This is a genomic window from Enterobacter soli (assembly GCF_964208575.1).
Classification (GTDB): Bacteria; Pseudomonadota; Gammaproteobacteria; order Enterobacterales; family Enterobacteriaceae; genus Enterobacter; species Enterobacter soli_A.
In genome coordinates, this window is record NZ_CAXOFU010000003.1 from 87422 (window position 1) to 99834 (window position 12413).

At 60.3% G+C, this 12413-nt stretch carries 11 protein-coding genes; 4 read left to right on the plus strand and 7 right to left on the minus strand.

Features of this window, described 5'->3' with window-relative positions; genetic code table 11:
• Positions 1-30 precede the first annotated feature (30 nt).
• On the minus strand, positions 31-414 hold the full coding sequence (bssR, locus tag AB6V08_RS03870) for a biofilm formation regulator BssR (RefSeq protein WP_368541456.1): 384 nt from the start codon (positions 412-414) through the stop codon (positions 31-33).
• Between the two features lie 216 nt (positions 415-630).
• Between bssR and rimO the strand changes: the two genes are divergently transcribed.
• Complete coding sequence (gene rimO / locus AB6V08_RS03875) at positions 631-1956, plus strand: 30S ribosomal protein S12 methylthiotransferase RimO (protein ID WP_368541457.1); 1326 nt, start codon at positions 631-633, stop codon at positions 1954-1956.
• A 235-nt stretch (positions 1957-2191) separates the two neighbouring features.
• Here the strand turns inward: rimO and gsiD are convergent, their stop codons facing one another.
• Genes gsiD through iaaA form a run of 5 tightly spaced genes read right to left on the minus strand, consistent with a single transcriptional unit; the run spans position 2192 to position 8457 of the window.
• Positions 2192-3103, minus strand: coding sequence for a glutathione ABC transporter permease GsiD (gsiD, locus tag AB6V08_RS03880; protein ID WP_368541458.1), 912 nt, complete (start codon positions 3101-3103; stop codon positions 2192-2194).
• Between the two features lies 1 nt (position 3104).
• Positions 3105-4025, minus strand: coding sequence for a glutathione ABC transporter permease GsiC (gsiC, locus tag AB6V08_RS03885; RefSeq protein ID WP_368541459.1), 921 nt, complete (start codon positions 4023-4025; stop codon positions 3105-3107).
• A 48-nt stretch (positions 4026-4073) separates the two neighbouring features.
• Positions 4074-5612, minus strand: a complete 1539-nt coding sequence (gene gsiB, locus AB6V08_RS03890) for a glutathione ABC transporter substrate-binding protein GsiB (protein ID WP_368541461.1) — start codon at positions 5610-5612, stop codon at positions 4074-4076.
• A 23-nt stretch (positions 5613-5635) separates the two neighbouring features.
• Complete coding sequence (gene gsiA / locus AB6V08_RS03895; RefSeq protein WP_368541462.1) at positions 5636-7507, minus strand: glutathione ABC transporter ATP-binding protein GsiA; 1872 nt, start codon at positions 7505-7507, stop codon at positions 5636-5638.
• An 11-nt stretch (positions 7508-7518) separates the two neighbouring features.
• Entirely contained in the window at positions 7519-8457 is a 939-nt protein-coding gene (iaaA, locus tag AB6V08_RS03900) for a beta-aspartyl-peptidase (protein ID WP_368541464.1), read from the minus strand.
• Positions 8458-8645: 188 nt separating this feature from the next.
• On the opposite strand from iaaA, the gene moeA reads away from it, so the two are divergent.
• Complete coding sequence (moeA, locus tag AB6V08_RS03905; protein WP_368541465.1) at positions 8646-9878, plus strand: molybdopterin molybdotransferase MoeA; 1233 nt, start codon at positions 8646-8648, stop codon at positions 9876-9878.
• Positions 9879-9880: 2 nt separating this feature from the next.
• On the plus strand, positions 9881-10633 hold the full coding sequence (gene moeB, locus AB6V08_RS03910; protein WP_368541467.1) for a molybdopterin-synthase adenylyltransferase MoeB: 753 nt from the start codon (positions 9881-9883) through the stop codon (positions 10631-10633).
• A gap of 89 nt (positions 10634-10722) precedes the next feature.
• On the opposite strand, the gene fsa is transcribed toward moeB, so the two are convergent.
• Positions 10723-11385, minus strand: a complete 663-nt coding sequence (gene fsa / locus AB6V08_RS03915; protein WP_368541469.1) for a fructose-6-phosphate aldolase — start codon at positions 11383-11385, stop codon at positions 10723-10725.
• A gap of 128 nt (positions 11386-11513) precedes the next feature.
• Here fsa and AB6V08_RS03920 point away from each other — a divergent pair, with 128 nt between their 5' ends.
• On the plus strand, positions 11514-12413 hold the full coding sequence (locus AB6V08_RS03920) for a glycyl-radical enzyme activating protein (RefSeq protein WP_368541471.1): 900 nt from the start codon (positions 11514-11516) through the stop codon (positions 12411-12413).

Below are 12413 nucleotides of genomic sequence, written 5' to 3' on the forward strand. Positions count from 1 at the left end.
AATCAGAAGGGGGAGTTGCCTCCCCCGGGTTCAGTGCTGTTCGAGCTCGTTATGTTCGCTCAGGCACATAATGCAAAGAGAGATCGTAGTCAGGCAGTGCTCGAGCTTCTCTGCGTTAACGGCGATAAACGTTGGACAGTCGTGGTGTCCGGTCATCAGACAAACTCCCGCGATGGAGAGCACCTCGGCGGCGCGACGCAGAGCAATCAGCTCGCTTTCAGCGTACTCCGCTTTCAGGATCGGGGCTTTTTCACGCATGAAGTTGCACAGTTCAAAGAGATTATCACGCAGATGTTCGCTTTCGCTGACTGACATATACCCTTTGGCCTTTCTCAGCTGCAGGTAAGCAGCAAGATCGATGCGGGCGTTGATCAGCTTGTTAAGCAGATCGCGTTTCAGTCTGTCAACGGACATGCTATTTCCTCCTCTGTCAGCCATTGTGCATAGTCAGAATACGGTTATTTTTTGTACAGTTTAATGGTTGAGATCAATAAATCTTATCTGATTAACATTCTTTACAATGTTACAACCTCTGCATGATGGCGCGACCGCGCGAAGAGTGTATAAATCCCCCGCGGAACGCTGTAAAATCCCGCCCTGATAACTCCATAATTGATGAATTTTTAACCTATGAGCAATGTTACGCACCAGCCGAAAATCGGCTTCGTTTCCCTGGGCTGCCCGAAAAACCTGGTGGATTCCGAACGCATCCTGACCGAACTCCGTACCGAAGGCTATGACGTGGTGCCAAGCTACGACAACGCCGATATGGTTATCGTGAATACCTGCGGCTTTATCGACAGCGCGGTTCAGGAATCCCTGGAAGCCATCGGTGAAGCGCTGACGGAAAACGGCAAAGTGATCGTTACCGGCTGCCTGGGCGCCAAGGTGGATCAGATCCGTGAAGTGCACCCGAAGGTGCTGGAGATCACCGGCCCCCACAGCTATGAGCAGGTGCTGGAACATGTTCACCACTATGTACCCAAACCAAAGCACAACCCGTTCCTGAGCCTGGTGCCGGAGCAGGGCGTGAAGCTGACCCCGCGCCACTACGCGTACCTGAAAATTTCCGAAGGCTGCAACCACCGCTGCACCTTCTGCATTATCCCGTCTATGCGCGGCGATCTGGTGAGCCGTCCGATTGGCGAGGTGCTGGCCGAAGCAAAACGTCTGGCCGATGCGGGCGTGAAAGAGCTGCTGGTGATCTCCCAGGACACCTCCGCCTACGGCGTGGACGTGAAGCACCGTTCCGGCTTCCACAACGGCGAGCCGGTGAAAACCAGCATGGTCGGCCTGTGCGAGCAGCTCTCTAAGCTCGGCATCTGGACGCGTCTGCACTACGTTTACCCGTATCCGCACGTTGACGATGTGATCCCGCTGATGGCGGAAGGCAAAATTCTGCCGTATCTGGATATCCCGCTGCAGCACGCCAGCCCGCGTATTCTGAAGCTGATGAAACGCCCAGGCTCCGTTGACCGCCAGCTGGCGCGCATCAAGCAGTGGCGCGAAATCTGCCCGGAGCTGACCCTGCGCTCAACCTTTATCGTTGGCTTCCCGGGTGAAACCGAAGAAGATTTCCAGATGCTGCTCGACTTCCTGAAAGAAGCGCGTCTGGATCGCGTAGGCTGCTTCAAATACAGCCCGGTAGAAGGCGCAACCGCGAACGAACTGGCGGATCAGGTGCCGGAAGAGATCAAAGAAGAGCGCTGGAACCGCTTCATGCAGCTGCAGCAGCAGATCTCTGCCGAGCGTTTGCAGGAAAAAGTGGGCCGCGAAATTCTGGTGATTATCGACGAAGTGGACGAAGAAGGCGCGATTGGCCGCAGCATGGCGGACGCCCCTGAAATCGACGGCGCGGTCTACCTGAACGGTGAAACGAAGGTTAAGCCGGGCGACATCGTGCGCGTAAAAGTTGAGAACGCCGACGAGTATGATCTGTGGGGTAGCCGGGTTTAATTCCGCGTTATTCCCCTCACCCCGGCCCTCTCCCCAAAGGGGCGAGGGGGAAAAGACCACACCGCACCCACTCCGGTCTGGGCGAGGGTGAAAAGACCACACCGCCACCCTCTCCGGTCTGGGTGAGGGGGCAAAGACCGCACCGCCACCCTCTCCGGTCTGGGCGAGGGGGCAAAGACCGCACCAAACCGTCCCCTCTCCCCTCCGGGGAGAGGGTTAGGGTGAGGGGCAAAACTTACCCCTTAATCCGCGGATCCAGCGCGTCCCGCAACCCATCTCCCAGCAGGTTAAACGCCAGCACCGTCAGGAAAATCGCCAGGCTCGGGAACAGCGCCACGTGCGGCGCAATCACCATATCCGCCCTTGCCTCGTTGAGCATCGCCCCCCACTCCGGCGTTGGCGGCTGCGCGCCTAACCCCAGAAACGACAGGCTTGCCGCAGAGATAATCGACACGCCGATACGCATCGTAAAATAGACCACGATGGACGACACAGTGCCCGGCAGAATATGGCTGAACAAAATGGTGGTATCGCTGGCGCCCATGCTGCGCGCCGACTCGATAAACGTCTGCTGCTTGAGCACCAGGGTATTGCCGCGCACCAGACGGGCAAACGCCGGGATCGAGAACACCGCCACGGCGATAATCACGTTCGCCATGCCGCTGCCCATAATGGCCACCACCGCGATGGCCAGCAGGATGCCGGGAAACGCGAACAGCACATCGCAGATACGCATGATGACCCTGTCCCACCAGCCTTCGTAATACCCCGCCAGCAGGCCAAGCACCGTTCCAATCGCGGCGCCGATCAGCACCGCAAATACCCCGGCGGCCAGCGAAATGCGCGTGCCCAGCAGCACGCGGCTGAAAATATCGCGCCCGAGGGAGTCCACGCCAAACCAGTGCATCATCGACGGCCCGTCGTTCAGACGGTCGTAATCGAAGTAGTTTTCCGCATCAAAAGGGGCAATCCAGGGGGCTATCACCGCAACCACAATCAGCAGCAGAACAAACAGCCCGGCCGCCATCGCCACCGGCTGACGGCGAAAGCGTCGCCAGAACTCCAGCCACGGGGTTCGAATATGGTCCGGCTTTAGCCCCGGCATAGCGTTCAAAACGGCCTGACGACGCCAGTTTAACAATCGCATCTTACTTATACCTGATAGCCGGGTTAATGGCGGCGTAGAGCACGTCCACCACCAAATTGATAAGAATAAACTCCAGGGAGAAAAGCAGCACTTCGGCCTGAATAACCGGGTAATCGCGCATATCCACAGAGTCCACCAGCAAACGCCCCAGCCCCGGCCAGTTGAACACCTTTTCCACCACGATCGAGCCGCCCAGCAGGAATCCGAACTGCAGCCCCATCATGGTCACCACCGGGATCATCGCATTGCGGAAACCGTGCTTGAGAACGACCCATTTTTCGCTCACCCCTTTCGCCCGCGCGGTGCGGATGTAATCCTCGCTCAGCACGTCCACGAACGAGGCGCGGGTAAACCGCGCCATCACCGCCGCCACCGCCGCCCCGAGGGTCAGCGACGGCAGCACGTAGTGCTTCCAGGTATCCGCCCCCACCGTGGGCAGCCAGCCCAGCTCGACGGAGAAAATCTGCATCAGCAGCATCCCGAGCGCGAAGGCCGGGAACGAAATCCCGGTCACCGCCAGCGCCATGCCGAGCTTATCCGGCCAGCGGTTGCGCCAGACGGCGGCGACAATCCCGGCCACCAGGCCAAACAGCACCGCCCACGTCATGCTGGCGATGGTCAGCCAGAATGTCGGCATAAAGCGGCTGGCGATCTCTTCCGACACCGGACGGCGCGACACCATCGAGGTGCCGAAATCGCCCTGCAGGACATTGCCGATATAGTGCAGGAACTGCTTATACAGCGGCTGATCGAGGCCCAGCTGTTTACGCACCAGCTCAATCACTGACGCGTCCGCTTCGGGTCCAGCAATCAGCCGCGCCGGATCGCCCGGCAGCATATGGACAAACAAAAACACCAGCACCGCCACAATCAGCAGCGTCGGGATAAGCCCCAGCAGGCGTTTAAACACATAGTTCAGCATGCCTTTTCCTCTCATCCCGCACGCGCTTGCCTGCGGGAGTGAGTTCTCTTATTTCAAATCCGCGTCTTCAAAGCTGAAGCCCGTATCCGGCATGATCCAGAACCCGGTCAGCGCCTTGTTATGGGCCGACACCAGCTTCTCGACCACCAGCGGCACCCACGGCGACTCTTTCCAGATGGTGTCCTGCGCGTCTTTGTACAGCCGCGCTTTCTCTTCTGGTTTGGTGGTTTGCAGCGCCTGGGACAGGTCTTTATCCACCTGCGGACTGCTGTAGAACGCGGTGTTGAACAGGGTTGGCGGCCAGTTCTGCGAGGCAAACAGCGGCGACAGCGCCCAGTCCGCTTCCCCGGTGGAGGCCGTCCAGCCGGTGTAGAACATCCTCACCCCGCTCTCTTTCTGCCCTTTGCCTTCCACTTCCGCCGCGCGCTGTCCGGCATCCATCGCCGTGACCTGCGCCTTGATCCCCACCTGCGCCAGCTGCTGCTGGGTGAACTGCAACACCTTCTGCGCGGTGCTGTGGTTATGTGACGACCAGAGCGTGGTGCTGAAGCCGTTCGGATAGCCCGCCTCTTTCAGCAGCTCGCGCGCTTTAGCCGGATCGTAAGGCCACGGCTGATAGTGTTGAGCATACTCAATGGACGGCGGCACTACGCCGGTGGCCGGGGTGGCGTATCCGGCAAACGCAACCTTCACGAGCGCCTGGCGGTTGATCGCGTAGTTGATGGCTTCGCGCACCTTCGGGTTGTCGAACGGCTTTTGCGTCACGTTCATGCTGATGTAGCGCTGCATGATGGACGGGCTCGCCACCAGCTCCAGCTTGCTGTTTTTGGCAAGAAGAGCGGCCTGCTCGTAGGGGATCGGGAAGGCGAACTGCGCCTCGCCGGTTTGCAGCATCGCCGCGCGGGTGTTGTTATCCACCACCGGACGCCAGGTGATGCTGTCCAGCTTCGGCAGCCCTTTTTGCCAGTATCCGGCGAACTTCTTCACCTTCACGAAATCGGTCTGATTCCAGGTGTCCAGCTCGTATGGCCCGGTTCCGACCGGGTGAAAGCCAATCTCTTTGCCGTATTTCTTCAGCGCCGCCGGGGAGATCATCGCCGTCGCCGGGTGCGCCAGAATGTTGATGAACGCCGAGAACGGCTCTTTGAGGGTAATTTTCACCGTCGCCGGGTCAACCACCTCGGTGCTGGCGATGTTTTTATACAGGTTAAAGCGCTTGAGGCTGTTTTCCGGATTGCTGGCGCGATCGAGGTTCACCTTGACCGCTTCGGCGTTGAAGTCGGTGCCGTCCTGGAATTTAACGCCGCTTCTGAGCTTGATGGTGTACACCAGCCCGTCGTCGGACACGGTGTAGCTTTCCGCCAGCACGTTATGCAGCTTCATCTCTTTATCCAGGCCGAACAGCCCCTGGTAAAACGACTTCGCAACCGCCTGCGAGAGCGTGTCGTTGGCGTCGTAAGGATCGAGGGTCGTGAAATTCGAGCCGACCGCGACAACCACGTCTTTGGCAGCGAACGCGGGGGCTGCGGCCAGGGCTGCCGTCACGCTCGCGGCTAACAGCCATGTACGAGCAACAAATTTAACCATTGTGTTCTCCTGCCTGTTTAAGGTTATAACCGCGAGAATGCGTTGTCCTGACGCGGTGGTGCAACAAAATGACCGGGGCTGACTTCGCGAAGCGCCACGCGCTCCGTCGACTCTCCCGGCTTACGAATATTGCCCGGCATCTCGTCCTGCAGCAGCACCCGCTGGGCGCGGCGATGGGCAGGATCGGCAACCGGCACGGCCGCCATCAGCTTACGGGTGTAGGGGTGCTGCGGATTTTCAAATACCGCCTGACGCGGGCCAATCTCAACGATTTGCCCCTGCAGCATCACCGCCACCCGATGGCTGATGCGCTCAACCACCGCCATATCGTGGGAGATAAACAAAAAGGCGATGCCCATCTCCCGCTGGAGGTCGAGCAATAAATTGATGATTTGCGCGCGGATAGAGACGTCCAGCGCCGACACCGACTCGTCGGCGATGACCACTTTCGGGTTCAGGGCCAGCGCGCGCGCAATACAAATTCGCTGACGCTGCCCGCCGGAAAACTCGTGCGGATAGCGCCAGGCGTGTTCAGGCAACAGGCCCACACGCTCCAGTAGCCAGGCCACGCGGCGCTGCGCCGCCTCGCCGTCGAGCAGGTTATGCACCCGCAGCGGCTCCATGATCGAATAGCCGATGGTGTGGCGCGGGTCGAGCGAGGCGTAGGGATCCTGGAAGATAAACTGAATATCCCGGCGCAGCGGCTGGAGCCTGCTGGCAGGAAGGGTGTCGATACGTTCCCCGTTAAAGGTAATGGTGCCTTCCTGCGACTCCACCAGCCGCAGCAGCGCGCGTCCGGTGGTGGATTTACCGCAGCCCGACTCGCCCACCAGCGCCAGGGTTTCGCCCGGCCATAAATCAAAGCTGACGTTTTCCACCGCATGCACTTCGCGCTTCACGCGGTTAAACAGGCCGCTGCGCAGGGGGAAGCGGGTCACCAGATTGCGCACCTGCAAAATCGGCTCGCCGGGCAGCACCGTATCCTGTTCCGTTTCGTCTTCCTGGCGCGCGGCGCTCTCCGTCGACAAAAGCGGGAACCGGCGCGGCAGCGCGCTGCCGTTCATCGCGCCAAGACGCGGCACGGCGGCGAGCAGCGCCCGGGTATAGGGGTGCTGCGGCGCGTGAAATATCTGCCCGACGCCGCCGGTTTCTACCGCCACGCCCTGGTGCATCACTAGCACGCGGTCGGCGATATCCGCCACCACGCCCATGTCGTGCGTGATGAAAATCACCCCCATGTCCATTTCCTGCTGGAGCACTTTAATCAGCTGCAGGATCTGCGCCTGAATGGTGACGTCCAGCGCGGTAGTGGGTTCGTCGGCAATCAGCACCGCCGGACGGCACGAGAGCGCCATCGCGATCATCACGCGCTGGCGCATCCCGCCGGAAAGCTGGTGCGGGTAGCGCGACAAAATGGCCTGCGCCTCGGGAATGCGCACCTGCTCGAGCATTCGTTTTGCCTCGGCCAGCGCCTGCTCGTGGTTTAACCCCTGATGCAAACGGATGGACTCCGCAATCTGCTCCCCCACCGGAAAGACCGGGTTGAGCGAGGTCATCGGCTCCTGGAAAATCATCGCGATATCCGCGCCGCGCACGCCCTGCATTTGCGAGGCGCTGAGTTCGTTCAGGTCGATAACCTGACGATTGCGGCGGCGCAGCAGCATCTTATCGCTTTCAATCCGGCCGCCCGTCTGCTCCAGCAGGCGCATGAGCGACAGCGCGGTGACCGATTTACCGGAACCGGATTCGCCGACAATCGCCAGCGTTTCGCCCCGGTTCAGCGAAAACGACAGATTTTTAACCGCGGGGATGAACTGCCGCTCTTCCTGGAACGCAATATTAAGCTGTTGAACCTCAAGCACTTCGCGGCTGTCCAGCTCTTCACTGTGCGGCACGTAAGACCCCCTTATTCACGATAAATCCCGGTGCTGGGCGCGTCCCCGGCATAGCCCCAGGCGCGGTACATACCTTCACTGTTGAACGGCAGCGCAACGTTGCCCTCGCGGTCGACCGCAATCAGCCCGCCCTCACCGCCCAGCGCGGGCAGCTTTTCCATCACTACCCGCTCGCAGGCCTCGGACAGGCTTAAGCAGCCGTAATCCATGAGCGCGGTGATGTCGTAGGCCGCCAGCGCGCGAATAAACACTTCGCCCGTGCCAGTGCACGATACCGCTGCGGTGGCGTTATTGGCATAGCATCCCGCACCCGGCAGGGGGCTGTCGCCTACCCGTCCTGGCAGCTTGTTGGTCATGCCTCCGGTCGAGGTCGCCGCGGCGAGGTTGCCGGCTTTATCCAGCGCCACCGCGCCCACGGTGCCCATTTTGGTGCGCTCATCGAGCGGCGCGGCGTGATCGAGCTGCGAAATGCCCGCCGAGCGGGCTTCCAGCAGCTGCTGGTAACGCTCCGGGGTAGAGAAAATATCGGACGATACCGGCTCCATCCCGCGTTCAAAGGCAAACTGCTCGGCGCCTGCGCCGGTCAGCAGAACGTGGGGGCTTTGCTCCATCACCAGACGCGCCGCCAGCACGGGGTTTCGCAGACGGCTAACGCCCGCCACCGCCCCGGCCTTGAGGGTAATTCCGTCCATTACGCAGGCGTCCAGCTCGTGCGTTTCATCGCGGGTAAACACCGAGCCAATGCCCGCGTTGAACAGCGGGCACTCCTCCAGCAGACGTACTGCCTCGGTTACCACATCGAGCGCGCTTTCGCCCGCTTCCAGCATTCTTTGCCCTGTTTCCACAATGGCGTTTAGTGCATCAATATAACGCTTTTCCTGCTCGGGACTGAGCAACGCGCGGGTGATTGCCCCGGCGCCACCGTGAATCGCGATAACCGCATTGACCATTTCTCATCACCATCAGCCAGATTCGCTGCTTTTTCTATAAATATCATTATCGTCGATGATTCTTCAGATGATTTTTGAATATAGAAAGACGCTACCGCGATGTAAAGGGTACGCCTATCGGGTCATACAGTTAGCGGCACTTTTCTGCCATAATGAGCGCTTTCGTTGTTTCCCCGCAGGAGCCACCCATGGATTTTACCGCCGGACTGATGCCGCTCGACACGGCCCTCACGCAGATGCTTGACCGCATTTCCCCGCTGCAAGAAAGCGAAACGCTGCCGCTGGTGCGCTGTTTCGGGCGTATTGCCGCGCGCGATATCGTTTCCCCGCTTAACGTGCCGGGATTCGACAACTCCGCGATGGACGGTTACGCAGTTCGCCTTGCGGATCTCCAGACGGGCGAGCCGCTGCCAGTTGCAGGGAAAGCCTTTGCGGGCCAGCCGTTTAGCGGCGAATGGCCTGCCGGCAGCTGCGTGCGCATCATGACCGGGGCGCCTGTTCCCGCCGGCTGCGACGCGGTGGTGATGCAGGAAGAAACTGAAGATACCGACGCGGGCGTGCGATTCACCGCCAGCGTGAAGGCAGGCCAGAACATCCGCCGCGCGGGTGAAGATATCCAGCGTGGCGCGACGGTGTTCGCCGCCGGGCAAAAGCTGACCGTTGCAGAGCTGCCGGTGCTGGCTTCGCTGGGCATTGCCGACATCGAGGTTATCCGCAAGGTGCGGGTGGCGCTCTTCTCCACCGGCGACGAACTGCAGCTGCCGGGGCAGCCGCTGCAGGAAGGCCAGATTTACGATACCAACCGCCTGGCGGTACACCTGATGCTGGAGCAGCTCGGCTGCGAGGTGATTAATCTCGGCATTATTCCTGACGATCCGGACAAGCTGCGCGCGGTGTTTATCGAAGCGGATAAGGCTGCGGACGTGGTGATCAGCTCCGGCGGCGTTTCCGTCGGGGAAGCGGATTACACTAAAACCATTCTCGACGAGCTGGGCGAAATCGCCTTCTGGAAGCTGGCCATCAAGCCGGGCAAACCTTTCGCCTTCGGCAGGCTGGAGCACAGCTGGTTCTGCGGCCTGCCGGGCAACCCGGTCTCCGCCGCGCTGACCTTCTACCAGCTGGTACAGCCGCTGCTGGCGAAGCTCTCCGGCAGCGCTGCCAGCCCCCTTCCTGCGCGTATGCGGGTGCGGGCGGCAACGCGCCTGAAAAAATCGCCGGGTCGTCTGGATTTCCAGCGCGGCATTTTAGCGCGCGGCGCCGACGGCGAGCTGGAAGTGAGCACCACCGGTCATCAGGGCTCGCACATCTTTAGCTCTTTCAGCCAGGGCAACTGCTTTATCGTGCTGGAGCGCGAGCGCGGTCACGTGGAAGCGGGCGAATGGGTTGAGGTGGAAACCTTTAACCACCTGTTCGGAGGCTAACCATGACGGTGGAACTGAGCGACCAGGAGATGATGCGCTACAACCGCCAGATCGTGCTGCGCGGTTTTGACTTCGAGGGTCAGGAAGCGCTGAAGACCGCCCGCGTGCTGGTCGTCGGCCTGGGCGGGCTCGGCTGCGCCGCCGCACAATACCTGGCGGCGGCGGGCGTGGGCAGCATGACGCTGCTGGATTTCGACACCGTGTCGGTGTCCAACCTGCAGCGCCAGACGCTGCACAGCGATGCGACCGTCTGTCAGCCAAAAGTTGACTCGGCGAAAGCGGCGCTTGCGCGGATCAATCCCCACGTTCAGTTCACCCTCATCAATGCCCTGCTGGACGACGACGCGCTGTTCGCGCGCATCGCCCAGCACGACCTGGTGCTGGACTGCACCGATAACGTCGCTATCCGTAACCAGCTGAACGCGGGCTGCTTTGCGCATAAAACGCCGCTGGTGTCCGGCGCCGCCATCCGCATGGAAGGGCAAATCAGCGTCTTCACCTACGCCGAGGGAGAGCCCTGCTACCGCTGCCTGAGCCGTCTGTTTGGCGAAAATGCGTTAACCTGCGTGGAAGCGGGGGTGATGGCGCCGCTGGTGGGCGTGATCGGATCGTTGCAGGCCATGGAAGCGATTAAGGTGCTGAGCCGCTACGGCACGCCCGCCGCGGGGAAAATCGTGATGTATGACGCGATGACCTGCCAGTTCCGGGAGATGAAGCTGATGCGCTATCCGGGATGCGAGGTTTGCGGAGGATAAAGCAAACGGCAACCTTCAGGTTGCCGTTTTAGTGTTTTCTCCCTCTCCCCGTGGGAGAGGGTTGAGGTGAGGGCATCAGGCCGCATCCATCAAATCGACGTCCGTCCAAACGCCCCCTGCCAGTCCTGCTCAAACTTCACAATCGCCGCATCCACCGCCGGGGAGCTGATGAACTGCTGCGCCACATCCAGCGGCAGGGTAATCGACTCGCAGCCTGCCAGCAGGCAGTCCAGCGCCTGACGCGGCGTTTTGAAACTCGCGGCCAGCACTTTTGACTGCGGCACGTGCAGCGTCAGCAGCTGCTGCAATTCCACCACGGTCTGAATGCCGTCACCGCCCTGCGCATCAACGCGGTTCACGTAAGGAGCAACGTATTCCGCCCCCGCCAGCGCGGACAGCATCCCCTGCGCGGCGCCGTAAACCGCCGTGCCCAGCGTAGGAATCCCTTCCGCTTTCAGCATTTTGATCGCCGCCAGCCCTTCCACCGTCACCGGCACTTTGACCACCAGATCGTTAATAATGGCGCGCAGCTTACGCGCGTCTTCCACCATGCCTTCTGCAGTCGTCGCCATGACCTGCGCGAACAGACGGCCTTTACCGCCCAGCGCGTCGTGCAGTTCCGGCAGCAGCACGTCGAGCGGCTTTTTACCCGCCGCAACGATGCTTGGGTTGGTGGTAACGCCCGCCAGCGGGAAGACGCGGGCCAGCTTTTTGACTGCCGCAACGTCGGAGGTGTCGAGATAAAGTTCCATGATGTAACCCTCAAAATTAGCCTGCACTAACCCTATCACGGCAAAACCCGCTCAAGAGTTGACCTGCATCAAGATAACTTTCATTCGAAAGTAATTTAATCTTCATATGCAAGATGCGAGGCGAAAAAATGATCTTCAATATTCAGCGTTACTCAACCCACGATGGCCCCGGTATCCGTACCGTGGTGTTCCTGAAAGGCTGTTCTCTGGGCTGCCGCTGGTGCCAGAACCCGGAAAGCCGCTCCCACAGTCGGGACGTGCTGTTTGACGCTCGCCTGTGCCTCGACGGTTGCGATCTGTGCCAGCAAACCGCGCCCGGCGTAATCGATCGCACGCTGAACGGCTTAGTCATCCACCGCGAAAAGCTGTGCGAATCCACCCTTGACGCCCTGACGTCGTGCTGCCCCACCCAGGCGTTAACCGTCTGCGGTGAGGAGCAGCAGGTTGAGGAGATCATGGCCACCGTGCTGCGCGATAAACCGTTTTACGATCGCAGCGGCGGCGGGATCACCCTCTCCGGCGGCGAACCTTTTATGAACCCGGATCTGGCTCAGGCCCTGTTTAAAGCCAGTCATGAAAGCGGTATCCATACCGCCGTCGAAACCTGTCTTCACGTGCCGTGGCGCTACATCGAGCCCTCGCTGCCCTACGTTGACCTGTTCCTCGCTGACCTGAAGCACGTTGACGGCGAGGTGTTCAAACGCTGGACGGACGGCTCGGCAAAACGGGTGCTGGATAACCTCAAACGCCTGGCCGCCGCCGGAAAACAGCTCACCATCCGCGTGCCGCTGATCCAGGGCTTTAACGCGGACGAAGCCTCCGTGACCGCCATTACCAACTTCGCTGCCGACGAACTGAACGTCCGCGATATTCATTTTTTGCCGTATCACACGCTGGGCATGAACAAGTACACCCTGCTCGGTCAACCCTACTCTGCCCCTGATAAACCGCTTGATAACCCTGAGCTTCTGGATTTTGCGCAACAGTACGCCTGCCAGAAAGGGTTAACCGCGACCTTACGAGGATAA

Bases quoted from the DNA above. Each gene is read 5' to 3' on its own strand.
- moeB (WP_368541467.1), top strand. From the start codon at position 9,881: ATGACGGTGGAACTGAGCGACCAGGAGATGATGCGCTACAACCGCCAG.
- gsiB (WP_368541461.1), bottom strand. From the start codon at position 5,612: ATGGTTAAATTTGTTGCTCGTACATGGCTGTTAGCCGCGAGCGTGACG.
- moeA (WP_368541465.1), top strand. From the start codon at position 8,646: ATGGATTTTACCGCCGGACTGATGCCGCTCGACACGGCCCTCACGCAG.
- AB6V08_RS03920 (WP_368541471.1), top strand. From the start codon at position 11,514: ATGATCTTCAATATTCAGCGTTACTCAACCCACGATGGCCCCGGTATC.
- gsiD (WP_368541458.1), bottom strand. From the start codon at position 3,103: ATGCGATTGTTAAACTGGCGTCGTCAGGCCGTTTTGAACGCTATGCCG.
- gsiC (WP_368541459.1), bottom strand. From the start codon at position 4,025: ATGCTGAACTATGTGTTTAAACGCCTGCTGGGGCTTATCCCGACGCTG.
- bssR (WP_368541456.1), bottom strand. From the start codon at position 414: ATGTCCGTTGACAGACTGAAACGCGATCTGCTTAACAAGCTGATCAAC.
- iaaA (WP_368541464.1), bottom strand. From the start codon at position 8,457: ATGGTCAATGCGGTTATCGCGATTCACGGTGGCGCCGGGGCAATCACC.
- fsa (WP_368541469.1), bottom strand. From the start codon at position 11,385: ATGGAACTTTATCTCGACACCTCCGACGTTGCGGCAGTCAAAAAGCTG.
- rimO (WP_368541457.1), top strand. From the start codon at position 631: ATGAGCAATGTTACGCACCAGCCGAAAATCGGCTTCGTTTCCCTGGGC.